The organism is Agrobacterium radiobacter, assembly GCF_040801995.1.
GTDB lineage: Bacteria > Pseudomonadota > Alphaproteobacteria > Rhizobiales > Rhizobiaceae > Agrobacterium > Agrobacterium radiobacter.
The window spans coordinates 1,469,689-1,489,737 of the sequence record NZ_JBEGHX010000002.1 but is presented as its reverse complement, the minus strand read 5'-3'; the positions used below and the strand labels follow the sequence as shown (position 1 = coordinate 1,489,737).

The window sequence follows — 20,049 nt, the reverse complement described above, 5'->3', positions numbered from 1 at the left end:
AGACTACCTTTGGATACGAAGCATGTTAAAACAGATGTAGAACTTTTAGGGAATTGCGGAGATAATATCCGCAATGATTCAAGAACGCGCGAACTATACTATAGAATTAAGGATGAAAGAAACCAGGCACGCACAGAAGAGCGCGCCACCTCCCCTCAGGATAACTTAAAGATCTCCAGTAGCTGGGACAGTGTCAGCAATCTTGGATTGCAGATTATATATTCCGAAAGCAAGGACATAGAAATATTGGCGTGGCTTTCCGAAGCAAGCCTGCGGTTGCGCGGCTTTCCTGGACTGCGCGAAATCTATGAGCTTTGTAATGATCTTTTTTACAACCACTGGGACTCATTGCGCTCGATCAGCGACGATAATGATGAGGAAAAATTTGCACCTTTTGCGGGATTGAACGGCATCGGCACTGAAGGAACACTTGTTCAGCCGCTCCGGCTTGCACCGCTGATCCCCGGAGGGAAATTTGGCGAGCACAGCCTCTGGGATTTCCAGCTGGCGCAGCGGCCAACCGAGAGCAAACGGCGCGAAGAACTGTATCGGCTGGCATCAGAAGCGGGCGTTGCCGCCATGTCTTCCCATCTGGCCGAGGTCAACGCCTGTCTCTCCAGCTTCGACGCCATCATGGCGGTTCTTTCCGAACGCTGCGGCCAGTTCGCGCCACCCAGTTCCAATATCCGTAACACGCTCATCGAAGCCGCCGCCGCCATCCGCACGCTGGGCGGGCGCGAAAAGGAGCCGGCCCCGGTTGAGCAGGCGGCGACCGCTGTTGCGGACACTGACGAGGGCGGGCAACCGGCGGTGCGGATATCCGCAGCCTCGCCGGAAGGCATATCTTCACGCGACGAGGCCTTTGAAACTCTTCTTTCGGTTGCGCGTTACTTTCGCCGGACCGAGCCGCACTCGCCGATCTCGCTCTCCATCGAAACGCTGGTTCGCAGGGGGCGCATGGATTTTTCGGAACTGCTGGCAGAGCTTCTGCCCGAAACGCAGGCCCGAAACGCAGTTCTGACGGCCGCCGGGATCAAGCCCGGCGGAGAAAACGGAAAATAACGGGCAAGGGACGGGAGACGCCGTCCCCTAACAGTCAGCCATGCCAAGGGGCATCAAGGAGGTTGAAATGGCAAGTGTACATGAAAAGCTGGAGCGGGTTCGCAAGCCCCGCGTTCACATCAAATACGAAGTCGAAACCGAAGGCGCGATGGTGGTCAAGGAACTGCCCTTCGTCGTCGGCGTGCTGGGTGATTTCTCCGGCAATCCCACCCAGCCGCTGAAGCCGTTCGGCGAGCGCAAGTTCGTTCAGATCGACCGCGACAATTTCGATGAGGTGATGCGCCGCATGACCCCCGGCCTCAACATTTCCGTTGCCAACACGCTGCAGAAAGACGGAACGGACATGCAGGTCAACCTGAAATTCGAAAGCATGGACGATTTCGAACCCGGTGCCGTCGTGCAGCAGGTTCCTGCCCTGAAGGCGCTTCTGGACGCCCGCAACGAGCTTCGCGACCTGCTTTCCAAGGCTGACCGTTCTGAAGATCTGGAACGCATGCTGGAAGATATTCTGCAGAACAAGACCGATCTCGCAACGCTGGTTTCCGAACTCAAGGAAAAGAACGGCGCGAGCAAATAATCGCCTGTGCGGAGGAAAACCTCCCCGAACGGCCCCCATTGCGGGGCTTCAACTGTTCAAGCGGCATTTTTCAAAGCCGCATGTGGAAGGACTGAAACATGAGCGCTGAAAGCCTGCTGAAAAATGAAGCACAGGCAACGACCGCCGAAGATCATGGACTGCTGTCCAAGGTGGTTGCCGCAACCCGCCAGACCGAACCGGACCGCGCGCAAAATCTTCTGCGCACGCTGACCGACCAGGCGCTGAAGGGAACGGTCAAATACGACCGCAACCTCACCGTCACCCTCAACCACGCCATTGCCGAATTGGACCGGACGATTTCCGAACAGCTTGCCGCCATCATGCAGGCGCCGGAATTCGCGAAGCTCGAAGGCACCTGGCGCGGGCTCAACTATCTCGTCAAGAATTCCGAGACGAGCGTCAACCTCAAGATCCGCGTCATGAATTCCGGCAAGCGGGAACTCGCGCGCGATCTGGAAAAGGCCGTGGAATTCGATCAGTCGCGCCTCTTCAAGGCGATCTACGAAGACGAATTCGGCACCCCCGGCGGCGAGCCGCTCGGCGCGATCATCGGCGACTATGAATTCGACAACTCATTCGATGACGTGCAGCTGCTGCAGGGCGTCTCGTCGATTGCGGCGGCGGCTTTCGCACCGTTCATCTCGGCGGCAAGCCCGCATATGTTCGGCTTCGAGGATTACCGCGATCTCGCCCGTCCGCGCGATTTGGAGAAAATCTTCGATACGGTGGAATATGCCAAGTGGCGCAGCTTCCGCGAGAGCGACGATTCCCGTTTCGTGACACTCGCTTTGCCGCGTGTGCTGGCGCGCATGCCCTATGGCCCCAAAACCAACCCAATCGATGATTTCGCCTATGACGAAACCAAGGGTGCGGTGAATGGCGACCTGCAGCATGACGAATATTGCTGGATGAACGCCGCCTATGTCATGGGCACCAAGCTGACCGACGCTTTTGCGAAAAGCGGCTGGTGCACGGCGATCCGTGGCGCGGAAAATGGCGGCCGGGTGGAAAATCTGCCCATGCACGTCTTCTCCAGCGATGACGGCGATCTCGACCTCAAATGCCCGACGGAAGTGGGCATTACCGACCGCCGCGACGCCGAACTCGGCAAGCTCGGTTTCCTGCCGCTCTGCCACTACAAGAACACGGATTATGCGGTGTTCTTCGGTGCCCAGACCGCGCATAAGCCGAAGCTTTACGACAAGCCGGAAGCAACGGCCAACGCCGCCGTTTCGGCCCGCCTGCCCTACATCATGGCCACGTCGCGTTTTGCGCATTATCTCAAAGTGATGGGACGCGACAAGATCGGCTCCTTCATGGAAGCGTCGGATTGCGAAGTCTGGCTCAATCGCTGGATTGCCAACTACGTCAACGCCAATGACGAAGCGGGCGAGGAAAGCCGGGCGAAATATCCGCTGCGCGATGCCAAGGTGACCGTGCAGGAAGTGCCGGGCAAACCCGGCGCCTATAATGCGGTCGCATGGATGCGGCCCTGGTTGCAGATGGAAGAACTGACGACGTCGCTACGCATGGTTGCCCGTATTCCGTCCAAGAACTGAACCCGGACCGGGGTGGTCCGGCCACCCCGGCCCCGTTCTTCACCCGGAGCCCGCTCATGGCGCATCAGTCCTTTCCGGACGCCCGTATTTTTGCCGACCAGCTCATCGCCCTCATCGACGATGCGCTGACCGGCCAGGTGAACGCCATTCTCCATCACCCTGATTTTCAGGCGATGGAAGCGAGATGGCGTGGGCTTGCCATGGTCGTGCGCGAGGCTGGCCGCGGCACTGACGTCAAGGTGAAGCTGCTGAATGCCAGTTGGCGCGACCTTGCCCGCAACACGGAACGCGCCACCGATTTCGACCAGAGCCATCTTTTCGAAGTTGTCTATAACCGCGAATTCGGCATGCCGGGTGGCGAACCGGTCGGTCTTTTGATCGGCGACTACGAATTTTCCCCTGACGATCTCGAGGGTGCCGATTCCATCACGACGCTGTCGCAGATCGGCATGGTGGCTGCGGCCGCCTTCTGCCCCTTCGTGGCGGCGGCCTCGCCTTCGGCCGTCGGCCTGCAGGACTTCTCGGAGCTCAGCCGGGTCCACGATTTTTCCTGGCTGAAACAGGAGAAATCGAGACTGCGCTGGAACGCGCTTCGTGCACGTGACGATTCCCGCTTTGTCGGCCTTGTCGCGCCGCGGGTTTTGCTGCGCTCGCCCTACAGGCCCTATGCGCGCGGACGCGATGACGGATTTCCATTTCGCGAGCATGTGGCGGAAAGCGGCGAGACCCTGCTTTGGGGCAACGCCGCCTTCGCTTTTGCCACGGTGGTGGTGCGCAATTTCGTCGATTCCGGCTGGTTTGCGGATTTGCGCGGTGTAACGCAGGACGCCGTGGATGGCGGCATGCTTTCTTCCCGGCAATTGCCGCCGCTCGATCTCGGCATCGAGAGCAACGGCCTTTCCGCGCAGCCGCCCGTCGAGGTACAGCTGACGACCGGGCAGGAACAGCAATTTTCCGATCTCGGCATCGTGCCCGTCTCCACCACCTATCTCTCCGGCATGGCGATCTTCAACGCCAACCAGTCCCTGCATGCGCCCGGCCACTATTCCAGCGAAGCGGCAAGACAGAACGCCCGCCTCGCGGCCATGCTGCAATATGTGCTGTGCGCCTCCCGGTTCTCGCATTACCTCAAGGTCATCATGCGCGACGATATCGGCCAGCTGAGCGATGCCTCGACGATAGAACGCAAGCTGGAAGGCTGGCTTTCCTCCTACACGCTCGGCAATGACGATGCGGAAGCGACGCTGCGCACGCGCTACCCGTTGCGCTCTGCCGGGATCAACGTCTTCGAGGTTCCCGGCAAGCCCGGAACATTCTCCTGCACCGTGCGCCTTCAGCCGCATTTCCAGCTCGACGACGTCTCCACGAGCTTCCACCTCATTGCCGAAACCATGATGCCGCCGGCGGCCGCATCCCGATCTTCGGCCGAGCCGCAAAGGATATCCGCATGACGCTGCGCGACGACATTTCCCGCCTTCTCGATGATGACCGGCTGCAAGAGGCGATCGGGCTTGCACGCGAACACGTCAAGACGAAGCCCACCGACAAGGATGGCCGCCATTTCTACATCGACCTGCTGGTCCTCGCCGGCGACTATGAGAAGGCCGATGCGCAATGCAATCTGGCCGCAACATTCTCGCCGCAGGAAAGTGTCGGTTTTTCTCTCTTCCGCCACCAGCTGCGCGCCATGGCCGCACGCAATGCGTGGTTCGAAAACGGCGCGGTGCCGGATTTCCCCGGCGGTCCGTCAGAACTCGATCAGCTGGCCATCCGGGCGAATATCGCCGCACGCAGCGGTGACGCGGATGCCGCCGGAACCGCGCTGGCTGAACTCGACGAAAAACGTGGCAATGTGGCGATCGGCCATAATGACAAGAACGCCGGCGATATCCGCGATCTGGACGACCGGATTCCGCACGCGCTGGAAGTGCTGACCAATGGCGGCCGCTATCTGTGGATCGATTATGGCCGCATCGAAAGCCTCACCATCGACCCCATGAGCCGCCCGCGTGACCTCGCTTTCCGCGGGGCCGAACTGACGTTGCGCGACGGCGCGGTCGCATCCGTGCTGCTTCCGGCCATCTATCACGGCGCAAAGGACGATGTCGGCCTTCTCCTTGGCCGGGAAACGCGCTGGAGCGAAGAGGACCAGCCGCTGGCGACCGGGCAAGGCCAGCGCTGCCTGCTGATTGGCGACGATGTCGTGCCGTTCCACGAGATCGGTTCTCTTTCCGCCGCATCCGACGATGAAAGGCAGATCGCCCGTGGTTGATCCGCTCGAGCAATATCGCGCACGACAGAGAACGCTGTCACGCTCCGTTCTGGACCGGCTGCTCGATGACGCGCCGGATGCCGAAACGGACGCGCTCGTCAGCCTGAAGGATCAGGCGCGCGAAATGCGTGAGGTGATCCGCCGCGATCTCGAGGCATTGCTCAATACCCGCCGTAACCCCGCCGGCCCGCCGGCGGCGCTGAAGGAACTGTCCGATGCGCTGGTGAGCTACGGCGTGGACGGTATTCTCTCGGCCAATCTGGTGACGGATGCCTCCAAGGCGCGGCTCGCGCGCAGCATCGAACGGCGGATTTCCCTGTTCGAAACCCGCCTTGCCGACGTGCATGTGACAATCCTGAAAAACCGCACGGATGGCGACCGGGCGCTTCGCATGCGCATACAGGCAAGTTTCCGCCTTCAGGAAGGTATGCCGCCGATCAGCTTCGAATCCCGGATCGATCCGTCCACGCAGCGTTTCCTGGTGGAGGCGACGAATGGCTGACGGCTTTCTCGAAAAATACAATGACGAACTTTTTGCCCTGAGAAAACGCGCATCGCGTTTCGCGGCGGCGTTCCCGAAAATCGCCGGCAGGCTGCGCATGACGGGAGATGTCGCCGACGATCCGCATGTCGAGCGGCTGATCCAGAGCTTCGCCTACTCCGCCGCCCGTGTGCGCCAGAAACTGGACGACGAATTTCCCGAACTGTCGGACAGCCTGCTGGAAACGCTCTATCCGCATTATCTTGCGCCGATCCCGTCCATGAGCGTGGTTCAGTTCACCCCAAGCACGGCGCTGGCAACCGTGCAGACGCTTCCGCGGCACAGCGAAATCCTCGCCGAACCCGTCGGCGGTGAAAGCTGCCGTTTTCGCACCACGCAGGCGGTGGAGATCGCGCCGCTGCAAATCGCAGCCGCAACCTTGTCCGGCCAGCCGATCGACGCGCCGTTTTCGGCCTCCTTCGCCGGCGCCGCCAGCTGTCTGCGGCTTTCGCTGCGCAGCACGGCGCCGCGCGGCGGCAATTTCCCGGAAATGGGGCTGACGAAGCTTCAGATTTTCCTGTCCGCCGCCTGGCAGCAGGCCACGGCGCTTTACGAGCTTTTGACCAATCATTGCGTGGGCATGGCGTTTGCCCGTCACGCCGAGGACAAGGAAGCCGTTTTCCTGCCCGCCGGCAATCTCCGGCCATCCGGCTATACGCGCGATCAGGCGATGTTGCCCTATCCCGCCAACAGTTTTGACGGCTACCGGCTTCTCACCGAATTCTTCGCGCTGCCGCAGAAGTTTCTCTTTCTCGATATCGACGGACTGCAGAAATGGAGCGGCGGCGATTGCGAGCTTTACATCTATCTGGATGCGGCGGACACGCAGCTTGAGCGCATGGTGTCGGTCCGGGATTTTGTGCTGAACGCCTCGCCGGTTATCAACCTGTTCAAACAAAGCTGCGAACCGCTCAGCCTCGATGGCACGCGCACGGAATACCGCCTGCTGCCGGATGCACGGCGGCAGCGGACCCGCGAAATCTACGCCGTCGAAAACGTCCAGCTGACCAGCCGCTCCGGGCAGACCGAAAAGACCTCCCCGTTCTTCGGCCGCACACAGCGCAATAACGGCGCCAACGTGTTCTGGCAGATACAGCGCCGGTTCGATGACGATGGTTCTTCCGATACGGACATCGCCTTCGTGGATCAGAAGCGCGGACCGCTGGGACCGCTCGACATGGTAGCGAGCATCGACACGCTGTGCATCAATCGCGAGCTGCCAAGCCAGCTCCCCTTTGGCGGGGGACACCCCTTCCTGCAGCTTTCGACCGGCAACGAGGCTGTAAAATCCATCCATGCGCTGATGCCGCCGACAGCGGCGATCCGTGTCAACGAGCGTTCGGCGCGTGAATGGCGGCTGATCTCGCATCTCCTCCTCAACCATCTGTCCCTCACCGACAGCGGCGGCGCACCGCTGAAGGACATTCTGTCGCTTTATTCCTTCAGGGACAGCCCGGAAACCCGGCAGCTCGTGGAGGCGATCAGCAATGTCGAGGCGCAGAATTCCCATGCCCGGATCGGCTCGGCCATGGTGCCAGGAACTGACATCACCGTGGAGTTCGATCCCGCGCTGATCGCGCGACCTGCCGCATTTGTTTTCGCCAATGTCCTCAACCATTTCTTCGGGCTCTACACCTCGATCAACAGTTTCACGCGGCTGACGGCGACGATGCGCGGCCACTCCAAACCGATTGCCCGCTGGCCTGCCCGTGCGGCCGACCGGCCGCTGCTCTAGGAGACCGGGATGGAACAGCAAACGCCAACCATGAAAGACCGGCAGGCGGCGCTTCTCAGCGACGATCCCGGCCGTTTTGAGCCCGCCACTGCGTTTCGCGTCGCCCAACTCGTTTCCGCGGATGACGGGATCGTCATCGGTGCCCATGGCGGAACACAACCGACCCCGCTGGCGATCAGCGGTTTCAACCACAAACGCGGCCAGGCCGAACTGAAATCCGCTTTCGCGCCCATCGTCGGGCCGCTCGGTTCGCTGCCGCCGGCCTATGGCGAATTGCTGCAGCGGGAGGAACGCAATCGCTCCGGCGCGCTGGCAAGCTTCTTCAATCTGTTCGCGGCAAGGTTCAGCGAATTATTCGTATCCGCGACGGAAAAATACCGCCTCGCAAGGGGCCTGCGCTGGTCGGTCGAGCAGCGGGAGAATGGTTTCCATAAAACCCTGCTCGCGCTCACCGGTTTTCGCACTACAGGTCTGGTCGAGAAGGCAGGCGTGAGCGAAGATGCGCTCCTGCGTTTCAGCGGCCTTTTGGCCGGCCGCAATCGCAACGTTTCCGCCCTGACATCAATGCTTTGCGAATTCACGGGACTTCCGGTCAATGTCGAACAGTTTCGCCGGCGGTGGGTGGCGTTGCCGCTTCATGAACAAAGCCAGCTCGGGCAGGCATCCGGACTGAGGCTCGGACAGAACGCGACGGCGGGAAGCGCTGTCGAAGATATGAGCGGCGGTTTCCGGGTCGTGATCGGTCCTGTCGCCTATGCGGATTATCTGGCCCTGACGCCCGGATCGAAGCGGCTTGCGGAGATATTTTCGCTGACGCGCCTGTTCGTTGGAAGCGCATTGCATTTCGATGTGCAGGTGATCCTGAAAAAGGAGGACATTCCCTTTTGCCGCCTCGGCCAGTCCGATGCTCCCGCCCGTCTCGGCTGGAACAGCTGGGCTCGTGTGGCGCCCGCCCAAAAAGACAGCGCCGATGCTGTGGTGACCGAGCCGGAAGGCTCGGCGATTTCCGCGTGAGGGCATGGATATGAAGCTTGCACTCAGGGGCACACAAAATATCGGAGCCGCAAGAGCCAATCCATGGAGCTTTGAGCGCGGCCGCCGCGTCATCGGCCGATCTGGCGATTGCGACTGGCAGATCGACGACAATGAGCGGCGCGTTTCCAAGCAGCACTGCACGCTCAGCCGCGATGGTGAAGGTTTTACGATCCTTGACCAGAGCGCGAACGGCACGCTGGTCGATGGCCGCCTGCTGCTCGAAGGTGAAAGCGCGCGTCTCCGGGACGGTTCGCAAATCAATATTGGCGGGCAGATTTTTCAGGTTGCCATCAGCGGTGATGCCGAGCTGGATTTTTCCGATCCCGACGCATCCCTGCGTATGAGTGACGAGCCGCTGACCATTTCGGCGATCCTTGCCGACATCGCCCCGAACGGCCGTTCGGCCGGCGGTGTGATGGGCAACACCGCTTCGCCCGATGACTGGTCCGAAACATGGCGCGAGGGCGCGAACCGGAAGGCAAAATCCATTTCGCGAAATGTCGAGATAGGCTGGAGCGAGCCGCCCTCGGCGCGCGGAATCGGCACCGTTCTGCCTGACAACTGGGACGAGGAGCCGGTTGCGAGCAGCGAGCACGAACATACCGACGCACTGAACACGCCGGTCATGATCTCACGCCCGGTTTCGGCCGTAAGTAGCGAAGATTTTGACAGTGTTTTTCCGGAGGCAAGCGAAGAGCTGACCCTGGAGAAAGCATCAACTGCTGATGTTTCGACCGCCCAGGAGATCGGCGATCTTCTGACCGCGCTGGAGCGGGAAAGCGCCGATTGTCTGGCCATTCTCGACATTGAAAGCGAGCGCGCCGGCCACGGTTCGTCAGCCTCCCTGACCGAGCGGGTGGAAATGCTCATCCGCCAGCAGCGGCGTCTCGCCGCCTCTCTTGAAACCTTGATCCATAACTGCACGCAAAAGCTCGAGCCAAGGCTTTTCGAAACCTCCGTCGATGCCGGCAACGATCTCCGGGCGAAAATCGGCCGCAGGGACTGGCAGGGCCTGATCATGAAGACCGATTACTGGTCCACGTACAAAAAGCAATTTGAGGAAAACGGCCGTCCATTACCGATCAGACAGTTCCTGCAGCGGGCAGCGCGCGGTGAGACCGCAGCTACACCGGAACCTGACGCGATTGCGGCCGATGCAAAGGGGGTAAACAACCACAATGAGACATGAGAACCGTGTTGCCTGGAGCGAGGGCATGTTTCTTCGCGTCCAGCATTTTCAGCAATCCGACCGCTGGACCGAACGCCTTGTGCGCAACACCACGCGCAACCTCTCGCCCTACCCCTGGGGCATCGCCGAAATCGGCGTGGACCGCAGCGCATTGTCGATAGGGCAATTCGCCCTGTCGAACCTGCGTGGCGTCCTTCCCGATGGAACGCCCTTCGAAGCGCCTGAAGATTCCGACTTGCCGCCGCCACTCGATCTCGACGAAAGCGTGAAGAACGCCTTCATCTATCTCGCCCTGCCGGCCCGGCAGCCGGGCAAGGCGGACATGTCCGCCAGCGGCCGCAAAGATGCGAATAATGTGCGCTTCACCGCTTCCAGCTATGAGGTCTCCGACACCAATATCGAGACGGATTTCGTGGCCCCCATCGATGTCGGCCGTCTTAGCCTGAAATTCCTCAAGACCGGCGACGATCTTTCCGGTTATGATCTCATCGGGCTGGCACGGGTCATCGAGGTCCGCTCCGACCGCGCGGTCATTCTGGACCCGGATTTCATTCCTCCGAGCCTCAGCTGCGCGGCGGCACCCCGCCTCAACGAATTGCTGACGGAACTTCTCGGGATCGTGCGCCACCGTGCGCAGGCGATTGCCGAACGCATCGGCGACCCGACGATCCGGGGAACCGCGGAAGTGGGCGATTATTTCCTGCTGCAGATCCTCAACCGCGCCGATCCGCTGCTGGCGCACCGCTGCGCCAACGCCACGCGTTTTCACCCCATCCGCTTTTACGAAGACTGCATCCAGCTTGCCGGCGAACTCGCCACCTTCACCACGGACAAAAAACGGGCGACGGATTTCCCGCCCTATCGGCACGAAGATTTGAAGGCCACCTTCGGTGCGGTTTTTGATGATCTGCGCACATCGTTGTCAGCGGTTCTGGAACAGGCGGCTGTGGCAATCGAACTGGTGGAACGCCGCCACGGCGTCCGCGTCGGCACCATCCACGACCGCACGCTTCTGCGCGATGCCGGTTTCGTGCTTGCCGTGCGCGCGGACATAGCCGCCGAGGACATTCGCCGCCGTCTGCCGGCTCAGATCAAGGTTGGGCCGGTGGAGCGGATTTCCGAACTGGTCAACGTGGCGCTGCCGGGCATTCCCGTGCGCTCCCTGCCGGTTCTGCCGCGGCAATTGCCCTATCGATCCGGCACTGTCTATTTCGAGATCGACACGCAATCACCACTCTGGAAGCAGCTTGATACATCAGGCGCTATCGCCCTGCATCTGGCAGGCGAGTTTCCCGGGCTTGAGATGGAAATGTGGGCGTTACGCGAATGAGCAAGGAAAAGCCCTCCTCCTGGCAGGATTTGCCGACGGTGGTCGAAATCACCGAAGAAAGCCGCCGACGCAACCAGAACGCTCGCAACATGGCGGCGATCCTGGAAGACATTGTCGAGGCCGACGAGCCGGCCGGGCGACCCAAGGGAAGCGCTGCCGCCATGCCGGTCGATCAGCTGCTCTCCGGTTTTCATTTCGGCGGCGGCGATGTGCCGACGCTCGTGCAATCGGCCGCCCCCCTTCTCAACCTCGCGCATCTCCTGCGCTTCAGCGATGCCGAGCCGGATTCCGACCAGCTTCGCCGCGCCTGCGTTGAGGCGATCACCCGCTACGAACGCGATCTCGCTTCCGCACGCATCAGCCCCGAACGGGCAAGGGCGGCGCATTATGTCGTCTGCGCCACGGTGGATGATGTCGTTCTGAGCAAGCCCTGGGGCGTGCGGGCAGGCTGGGCGCGCTCCGGCCTTGTCTCCACCTTCCACAATGACGTTACCGGCGGCGACCGGGTTTTCGACATTCTCGACCATTTCCACCAGTCGCCCGGCGCCAACAAGGATCTGCTGCTGCTGATCTATCTGTGCCTGTCGTTGGCTTTCGAAGGACGCACCCGCGTTTCGCCAAAGGGTACGCTGGAGCTCTCGCGCATCCGCGACAGCCTCTACAAGACGCTGATCGGCCAATACGGCACTTTCGAGCGGGAGCTTTCGCCACACTGGAAAGGCGTCGATGCACGGCATACGCCATTGCGCACGATGGCAGCGTTGTGGACCTTGCTGTCCCTGATGGCGCTTGCCTTTGCGCTTGGTTATCTCTTCTTCACGCTGTCGCTCAACAACGCCTCCGATGTCACCTTCGAGAGGCTCGCCCATCTGCCGCCGAACGAAACACCGAGCGTGCTGATCGCAAGCCCGCCGCCACAACCGCCGGCGCAGGTCGAAACGCCCAAGGTCGTGGAACCGCCGAAGACGGAGCCGCGGCAACCATCCCGGCTTGAAAAGCTGATGGCCTTCCTTCAGCCGGAAGTCGAAAAGAAGCTTGTCACGCTTGCGGATGTGAACGGTCGGCTGCGCGTCCGCATCAACAATTCGGGCCTGTTCTCCACCGGCAGCGCCGATGTCAGCCCGCAGTTCCGCGACCTCATCCAGCGCATCGGCGGCGCGCTTGCGGCCGAGAAATTCCGCGCCGTTGTCATCGGTTATACCGACACCGTGCCGATCAAGACGGTGGAGTTTCCATCGAACTGGCACCTTTCCGAAGCGCGCGCCAAGGCGGTCGGGGACATTCTTTCCCAATTCACCGGCCCGGAAGCGATCCTGACCGAAGGCCGGGCCGACAGCGACCCGATCGCCGACAACAGGACGGAGGAAGGCCGCCAGATCAACCGCAGAACGGAAATCATGGTCCTGACCAATCCCGATGAAAAACTGAGCGACGCCGGCATTCTCTCGCCGACCATCCAGAACAGTTCGGGACAGCAGCCGCAAGAGGCCCAGCCATGAATCCATTGAGCTATTTTTATACGATCCGATCCTATGTCGAGAGCTATGCGGCTCTCATCGGCCGCCGTTTCCTGTCGCTGTTATGGGCGGTCGCGCTCTGTATCGTCATCTGGTTTTACGGCTATCTGGTCGCGCTGGGCGATTTCAAGCCATTGGGAACGACGCAGGCCCGGCTCATCGCCATCGGCATCATTCTGGCCATATGGCTGGTCTATATCGTCGTCACGATTTACCGCGGTCGCAAGCAGGACAAGGAACTTGTCGACAGTATCGAGCGCGAAGCCCTGGCCAACCGCCAGGCCGAAGTCGGCGAAATCCAGACGCGCCTCAAGGAAGCGCTGGCGCTGCTGCGGCGGGTCACGAAAAAGCGCTTCGGTTATATTTACGACCTGCCCTGGTACGTGATCTTCGGCGCACCGGGCTCCGGCAAGACGACAGCGCTCACCAATTCCGGCCTGCAATTTCCGCTTGGCGATGCGCTTGGCGAAAACGCGGTAAAGGGCATCGGCGGCACGCGTAACTGCAACTGGTGGTTCGCCGACGAGGCGATATTGATCGACACCGCCGGCCGTTACACCACGCAGGACGACCTTGATGGCTCATCGAAGGCTGGCTGGGAAGGATTCCTCGGCCTTCTGAGACGTTATCGCCGCTCGCAGCCGATCAATGGCGCGCTGGTGACATTGTCGATCCCCGATCTTCTGACCCGCGACCCCGAGGAGCAAAGGCAGGAACTGCGCTCCATTCGCCGGCGGCTTTCGGAACTGGATGAATATCTTCACGCCCGCGTTCCGGTCTACATCGTCCTTACCAAGGCCGATCTGCTGCATGGTTTCGTGGAATTCTTCGACGGTTTCAACAAGACCGATCGCCAGCAGGTATGGGGCACCACCTTCAAGCTGGATGAGAGCTACTCCGCCGAGAACCTGCCGCAACGCCTGACGGAAGAATTCGAACTGCTGCAACAGCGCGTCGATGCGATGCTGATCGAGCGCCTGCAGCAGGAGCAGAATGCCGAAACGCGCGGGCGCATCTTCCGCTTTCCCGCCGAACTCGCGCGGCTGAAAGACCGGCTCCATGAGGCGCTGAGCGAACTTTGCGCAAGTTCTCCCCTCATCGAAGCCCCACTTTTGCGTGGCGTTTATCTCGCTTCGGGAACGCAGCCGGAAACGGAAAGATCGCCCGCAGCGTCCAGAGCCCGCCGAAGCTATTTCCTGTCGCGGCTGTTCAAGGACGTCATCTTCCCAGAAGCCGCACTGGTGATGCGCGACAAGCGCCTTTCCGGACGGCAATTGCTGGTGCGGCGCATCGCCTATGGCGTATCCGCCATTGCAGTCGCCATTGTCTTCACCGGCTGGATTTTCACCTATTTCGCCAATACGCAGGCGCTGGCGGAAGCCGATCGCAAACTTGGCGCTTATGAACAGCTCGTTCAGGGCATTCCCGTGCGCGATGTTTCCGACGCCGATTTTCTCCGCATCCTTCCGGCGCTCGACAATCTGCGCGATGTCAATTCCGGCTTTGCCCGCGAGAGAGTGTGGAACGTCAGCTTCGGCCTCGATCAGGAAGACAAGATCGCCGGACGGCAGCGCGACGCCTATCAGCGCGCGCTCAACGCCCTGCTCCTGCCACGCATGATCGTGCAGCTGCAGAAGCAGCTGAAGGACGAAAAGGATGTCACGCGCACCTTCAATTCGCTGAAGCTCTATGGAATGCTCGGCGGCATGGGTGCGCTGGACCCCGATTTCCTGACCGTGCAGACGCATCAGATGTTCGCATCCCTCTACCCCGGCGACGGACGAGCGGCGGCGAGAGAAGCGCTCGACCAGCACGCGAAAGCGCTGGCGAATGGCGTACTCGCCCCGATCGAGCTCGATGCGCGGCTCATCGCCACCGCCCGCGAAACCATCCGCGACCAGGCTGTCGGCACGCGTGCCTATGATATTCTCGCCGGTCTTCCGCAGGCGCGGGAACTGATGGAATGGACACCCGCCACGGCTTTCGGCCCGCTTGGCGAGCGTGCCTTCGAGCGCCGCAGCAAGGTGCCGATGGCGGAAGGCATCGAAGGTCTTTTCACGGCGGAAGGATATCGCAGCGTCGTCATTCCACAGGTGGCCCATGCGGCGCGCATCGCACTTTCCGAAGGGTGGGTGCGCGGTTCCGATGATGCACTCCGTGGCGCAACGGTCGAGCAGGTGGCGCAGGCTGCACTGCAAATCTATTTCGACCGTTTCGAGAAAAAATGGGCCGATACGCTGGCCGACCTTCGGGTCAAGCCATCCCAGACCCTTGGCGACGCGGTGGAAACGAGCCGCGCACTTGCCAATGAGCGCAATATCGTGGTGGAAGCTGCCAGATCGATCGCGGATGCGACCGATCTACGTCCCGGAGCAAACCCGGCCACCCTCGCCTCCACCGCGGAAGGCGACACAACCGCAGCCGTTCTGGCCGCCACGGTGAACGCGGCCGATCCCTATGCGAGACTGCGGGACATGCTGGCGGCGAAAGGCGCGGCCGCAGCAGGCGAGCAGGCCAATGGCGGCAAGGCCGGGGGTTCGCCATCGGAACAGTTGCTCGCGCATTTCAAGATGCTGAACGAGCAGCTTGCCCGCTCGGCAACCACCTCCGACGAAGTCGCCAAAGTGTTCGACGTGGATAGCCAGCTTACCAAAGCAAATCAGGATCTGTTGCAGCAGGCCCGCGATTTGCCGGCGCCGCTGGATGTGTGGGTGGCGGGCGTGGCGGCGGATGTCGGTTCGCTTGCGGTCAAATCCGCACGCAGCCGCATTGCCGAACTCTGGGCAGCCGATGCGGCATCCCTGTGCTCTTCCATCGTGACGGGCCGTTATCCTTTTGACAGGTCATCCTCCCGCGATGTCGCCATCGCGGATTTCACCCGTCTCTTCGGGCCAACGGGTGTTTTCCAGAGCTTCTTCAAACAGCGACTGGAGCCGTTTGTCGACAGGACAACCAACCCCTGGAGCTGGAAAGGCACCTTCGGCGCCGCAGGCATTCCCAGCAGCGCCATTGCCCAGTTCGAAAATGCCGACAAGATTTCGCGCGCCTTCTTCCCGAATGGCAGCGAGACGCCGGCGGTGTCGATCAATGTCAAACCCGTTTCGCTCACCAATGCCTCCAGTGCCGTCATGCTGGAAATCGAGGGTGAGCGGGTCGTTTATTATCACGGCCCCATTCAGGCGAAATCGATCACCTGGCCGTCGCGCGAAAACACGGCCAGCCTGTCGCGCATCGCCTTCCAGCCGGGCGGCTGGCAGCAGGCGAAAACCGAAAACGGCGACTGGTCGCCATTCCGGCTGTTTGACGGCGCCGACATCGAAAACCAGTCGGGTGATCTGCTGCGGGTGCGATTTGCGAATGGCGCTCAGGCTGCCGAATTCGATATTCAGTTCGGTTCGGTTCTCAACCCATTCAGGCTGGACGCCATCGCCGGCTTTGCCTGCCCCGCACAGTTTTAGCGGCGGGGCGGCGCAGCGTTTTTTTTACCGGAGGGGATCTATGATGAAAGCAACGACGAAAAGCACCACGGTCAATAACAACTAATGGCCAATCAGGCATCGAGGCCCGCGGAAACCGCAGCGGAAAGCGACCGCATCGGTTTCTTCGGCAAGGTACCCAGCCATGGCGACTTCATCTCCGACGGGCTTGAACGGGAATTGATCGGGACGTTTGACGACTGGATGCGATCCGGCCTGCACGCCTGCGCGGACACGTTCGCGGGCCGATGGTCCGAAATATTCGCGTCATCGCCTCCCATACGTTTCATCATCGAAAGCGGCATATGGGGAAACTCCGCCTATGCCGGCGTGCTGGTGCCCAGTGCAGACCGGGTGGGGCGAAAATATCCGCTTGCCATCGTTGCCCAGCTCAATAACTTCCGGAAACATCCGAGAACGCTCTATCTCGACGACACCTGGTTCATGGCCGCCGAGGCGCTGGCCGAAACATCCATGACGGGTGATTTCGACATGTCCCGGTTCAACGCCTCCGTCAAAAAACTGCGCCCGCCGAAGCCACGGGAAGAGGATGATGCACCGGAAATGGTGCGTAACCGTGTACCGACGAGCCTCTGGTGGCGCATCGATCCCGTCAACCGCCGTGCACGCGGCCTCAAATTTGACGGCAAACCCAAAGCTTCCGATTTCCTGCGCCTCTTCAGCGACATGGCAGGCAAGGGCGATGAGGAAGGTTCAGCACCTGCGCAGGCGCCGGAGAGTGCGAGACAGAAAACCCCACCCACTATTTCGCCCGCGCCCTCAACCGAACAGCCCACGCCGGTTATCTACAGCTATGCCACGCACCCGGGAACACGGCTCTCCCTGAATGCGGATTCGCTCTTCGTTTCCCAGACGCCTGCCCTCTTCGCCATAGCGGATGGACAGGGGGACACGCACAGCGCCGTGGAAGCGGCGCGTCTGGTCACGAATATTCTTGCCGAGACGCCGGACGCCGAAAATCCCGAAGTGATGGCGCAGCAGATCAGGGGGAAGCTCGGCACGGTCAACAGCCTGCTTCTGTCCCGACAGGCCATGGGCGCCGACGGCAGGCCGATGGCGAGCGTTATCATAGCCTCCATTTTCGGCCGCAGGCTGAGCGTGTTGTGGTCTGGCGACGCGCGTGCCTATCTCCTGAAAAACGGAACCATGCACCAGCTTTCGCGCGATCACGTCGTTGTCGGCATGAAAAAGCAGCTCGCGCAATGTGTCGGCCTTTCCCAGCAATTCCGGCCGGATATCGTCGGGGAAGAGTGGAGTTCGCAGGACAGGCTGCTCCTGTGCAGCTATCCGCTGGTGCAAATCCTGAAGGAGCGCGCCATTGCCGAGATTGTCGGCAACACCCCGATCAAGGACTGCGCCAGCGCCCTGATCCAGGAAGCGCTGATCGAAGACGCACGCGAGAATGTCAGCGCCATCGTGATTGGAAACCGGCTTGAGCAAGGGTAAACAACCGGGCGATGGGCCTGCCTATCCGCAGGTCGCCGAGCGCTTTTCCGATCTGTGGGAAAGCATCCGCCACGATGGCACTGAGGAGAGGTCGGCCGAAGACCGGAAGGATCTGATCGACCAGATCAGGAACGCGCTGGATCGGAAAGTCTCGCATTTTTCCGAGGCAAAACCCGACTGGATTGCCGACAGTTTTTCCCTTGAACGGATTGCCTACGAAAGCGAAAACACGCTGCTGCTGCAAGTGCGGCACCGCGATCTCGGCTCCCTTCATGCGCTGAAGACCGTGCCACCGACGTTGAGAAACGACGCGGCGCTGCTGCAAAGATTGCGGGAGGAGGCACAGGTCGGACTGACACTGCGTCATCCGTGCCTGGTGGAAACATCGGCGCTGCTGAGATTGCCCGATGGCCGGCCGGGTCTGTTGCAACCATGGCTCCCGCAGTCACTGGCGTCGCAGCGGCCTACTACCGCGCCGCAGGCGATCACAATCCTTCGCCGCATGCTGGAAGGGCTAAGCGCCATGCATGCACGGGGTTATGTCCACTGCGATGTCACGCCAGCCAATATCTTGCTGGAGGACGGCGATTTCGAAACAGGCAGGCTTGGCGATTTCGGCATTGCGCTTAAAATCGGCCAAAAACATGCGGAACGGGGCATGAGTTTCGCCGCCTCACGCGAATTTGCGGCACCGGAACGGATGCGGGACGCAGCGGCAAAGCCGGATCAGGATATATTTTCAGTGGGACGGCTTGCCCGGCGGCTTGCTGGGTCAGATGGGGCGCGAGCAACGCAAAGCTTGGCGGATTTTGCGGACGCCTGTTGCCATGACGATCCCGCTTTGCGTCCGCAATCGGCGATGGAAGCGCTACAACTTCTGTAGCGCCCGATCGTCAGTTGCCGCTGCCGGGAAGCGGTGCTGCCGCCGTCGGCACGCTCTTCTGGAACACGGTCAGGAGCTTGGCCGAATCCACCAGCGGCGCGTTGCTGGCATAAAGCACATCACCCTTCTGCATCTGGAAAAGCTGCATGAGGGCAATGCTGGAAGCGTCGCGCATATTGACGTGATAGATCACCGGCCGCATGGTCGTGGCTGTCGCGACCGGGCCTTTCGCGCCCGATGCCGTTGCGGCGGGAACCTGAATGATCTCGTTGCGGAAGACATAGACATTGCGTGCGTCCGCACGGTCATCCAGCAACCCGCCGGCGCGGCCGACAGCCTGCGCCAGGGTGAGTTTTCCGGCTTCGAACTGGAATTCGCCGGCGCTCTTGAAGGCGCCGAGCGCCGTGTAACTCGCCGCATCGCCATCGATCATGATCTGATCATCAGGTGACAGTCGGATATTCTGTCGGTCTTCCCGCATGACGCGGTCAAGCGGCGCGCTGGCCCTGTGCGAGCCGCGAACAACGGTGACCGTGGCAGCGCCCGGCGCGACAGTCGGGCCGCCGGCCTGATTGAGGGCGTCGAGCACCCGCTCCTGCCGGGCGGTAAGCGTTATTTTGCCGGGGTTCTTCACCGCACCGCTGAGCATGACGGCGCTCGTCGGTTTATCGACGACGGTGACGACGGCCTGCGGGTTCACGGCCGATCCCTTGAGCCCGGCGACGACCTGCGATTGCAGCCCCTCGGGCGTCGAATCCACCACACGCTGTTTGCCGACGAAGGGAATATTCACCGATCCGCTCTGGTCCACTGTAAAGCGGCCGAGATTGAGCGTCTTGCTTTGCGTCGGGGAGAAAAGTCCGTCTTCTCCCGTATCCAGCACGGTGATGTCGATCACGTCGCCGCGCCGCAATCGCTGGGCGTTGTAACCGGTGTTGCGAAGCGCGGTAAGGCCGGGGCCGGAGGCGCCCTGCAGGCTTCCGGCGGAAACCGTAGCAGCCGGTGCATTCGCCAGTTCGATGACGGGGATTTTTTCGTTGGTTCGCGGGAAGGTCGCAGATCGGATATTGCCTGCGGTCGGTCCGTCAGATGGCTTTGCACATGCGCTCAAAAGCGCCACCAGCAAAACCGCCCCCAACTTTTTCATCCCTCATCCCCTCGATGATTCAACCTGACGCAGAGATAACATCCCGACACGTCATCGCAACAACTTTAGCGGTTGCAATTTAGCGAAAACTTGTCTTCCAAAGAAAAGGTGTGACCATTCCGCAACCTTTTCGAAAGCGCCCAAAAGCAAACCCCAACAATGTACCGATGAGAAATAGGCAGCGATCCCGCGCTCACCGGCATGGGGGATTTTGGATGGAACGGTTTTGCGGTGCGGG

At 61.0% G+C, this 20,049-nt stretch carries 15 protein-coding genes; 14 read left to right on the top strand and 1 reads right to left on the bottom strand.

What is annotated here, in order from left to right:
- Nucleotides 1–9: 9 nt before the first annotated feature.
- The 14 genes from tssA to MRBLRC7O_RS20580 all read left to right on the top strand — a co-directional run bounded on the left by tssA (nt 10) and on the right by MRBLRC7O_RS20580 (nt 18,664).
- Nucleotides 10–1,062: a type VI secretion system protein TssA gene (gene tssA / locus MRBLRC7O_RS20645; protein ID WP_080864573.1), complete on the top strand. Its 1,053-nt coding sequence runs from the start codon at nt 10–12 to the stop codon at nt 1,060–1,062.
- Between the two features lie 67 nt (nt 1,063–1,129).
- On the top strand, nt 1,130–1,639 hold the full coding sequence (gene tssB, locus MRBLRC7O_RS20640) for a type VI secretion system contractile sheath small subunit (protein WP_020010212.1): 510 nt from the start codon (nt 1,130–1,132) through the stop codon (nt 1,637–1,639).
- A 98-nt stretch (nt 1,640–1,737) separates the two neighbouring features.
- Entirely contained in the window at nt 1,738–3,219 is a 1,482-nt protein-coding gene (tssC, locus tag MRBLRC7O_RS20635) for a type VI secretion system contractile sheath large subunit (RefSeq protein WP_060726791.1), read from the top strand.
- A 56-nt stretch (nt 3,220–3,275) separates the two neighbouring features.
- On the top strand, nt 3,276–4,670 hold the full coding sequence (tssC, locus tag MRBLRC7O_RS20630; protein WP_060726790.1) for a type VI secretion system contractile sheath large subunit: 1,395 nt from the start codon (nt 3,276–3,278) through the stop codon (nt 4,668–4,670).
- Nucleotides 4,667–5,491 carry a type VI secretion system accessory protein TagJ gene (locus MRBLRC7O_RS20625; RefSeq protein WP_003504541.1) on the top strand — a complete coding sequence of 275 codons (825 nt, stop codon included), beginning with the start codon at nt 4,667–4,669 and terminating at the stop codon, nt 5,489–5,491. Before tssC (MRBLRC7O_RS20630) ends, MRBLRC7O_RS20625 begins: the two co-directional genes overlap by 4 nt.
- Complete coding sequence (gene tssE, locus MRBLRC7O_RS20620; protein ID WP_003504539.1) at nt 5,484–5,993, top strand: type VI secretion system baseplate subunit TssE; 510 nt, start codon at nt 5,484–5,486, stop codon at nt 5,991–5,993. Before MRBLRC7O_RS20625 ends, tssE begins: the two co-directional genes overlap by 8 nt.
- Complete coding sequence (tssF, locus tag MRBLRC7O_RS20615) at nt 5,986–7,767, top strand: type VI secretion system baseplate subunit TssF (protein WP_060726789.1); 1,782 nt, start codon at nt 5,986–5,988, stop codon at nt 7,765–7,767. The genes tssE and tssF overlap by 8 nt, the downstream gene beginning before the upstream one ends.
- 9 nt (nt 7,768–7,776) lie before the next feature.
- Nucleotides 7,777–8,781, top strand: coding sequence for a type VI secretion system baseplate subunit TssG (gene tssG / locus MRBLRC7O_RS20610; RefSeq protein ID WP_020811180.1), 1,005 nt, complete (start codon nt 7,777–7,779; stop codon nt 8,779–8,781).
- Between the two features lie 4 nt (nt 8,782–8,785).
- Entirely contained in the window at nt 8,786–9,991 is a 1,206-nt protein-coding gene (locus tag MRBLRC7O_RS20605) for a type VI secretion system-associated FHA domain protein (RefSeq protein ID WP_020811181.1), read from the top strand.
- Nucleotides 9,981–11,321, top strand: coding sequence for a type VI secretion system baseplate subunit TssK (gene tssK / locus MRBLRC7O_RS20600; protein ID WP_020811182.1), 1,341 nt, complete (start codon nt 9,981–9,983; stop codon nt 11,319–11,321). The genes MRBLRC7O_RS20605 and tssK overlap by 11 nt, the downstream gene beginning before the upstream one ends.
- Nucleotides 11,318–12,820, top strand: coding sequence for a type VI secretion system protein TssL, long form (gene tssL / locus MRBLRC7O_RS20595; protein ID WP_060726788.1), 1,503 nt, complete (start codon nt 11,318–11,320; stop codon nt 12,818–12,820). The genes tssK and tssL overlap by 4 nt, the downstream gene beginning before the upstream one ends.
- The gene (tssM, locus tag MRBLRC7O_RS20590; protein WP_060726787.1) at nt 12,817–16,296 is read left to right on the top strand and encodes a type VI secretion system membrane subunit TssM; all 3,480 of its coding nucleotides are present in this window, start codon (nt 12,817–12,819) and stop codon (nt 16,294–16,296) included. The genes tssL and tssM overlap by 4 nt, the downstream gene beginning before the upstream one ends.
- 84 nt (nt 16,297–16,380) lie before the next feature.
- On the top strand, nt 16,381–17,781 hold the full coding sequence (tagF, locus tag MRBLRC7O_RS20585) for a type VI secretion system-associated protein TagF (protein ID WP_020812995.1): 1,401 nt from the start codon (nt 16,381–16,383) through the stop codon (nt 17,779–17,781).
- The gene (locus MRBLRC7O_RS20580) at nt 17,768–18,664 is read left to right on the top strand and encodes a protein kinase domain-containing protein (RefSeq protein WP_020812996.1); all 897 of its coding nucleotides are present in this window, start codon (nt 17,768–17,770) and stop codon (nt 18,662–18,664) included. The genes tagF and MRBLRC7O_RS20580 overlap by 14 nt, the downstream gene beginning before the upstream one ends.
- 10 nt (nt 18,665–18,674) lie before the next feature.
- On the opposite strand, the gene MRBLRC7O_RS20575 is transcribed toward MRBLRC7O_RS20580, so the two are convergent.
- Nucleotides 18,675–19,811, bottom strand: a complete 1,137-nt coding sequence (locus tag MRBLRC7O_RS20575) for a polysaccharide biosynthesis/export family protein (RefSeq protein ID WP_020812997.1) — start codon at nt 19,809–19,811, stop codon at nt 18,675–18,677.
- Between the last annotated feature and the right edge of the window lie 238 nt (nt 19,812–20,049).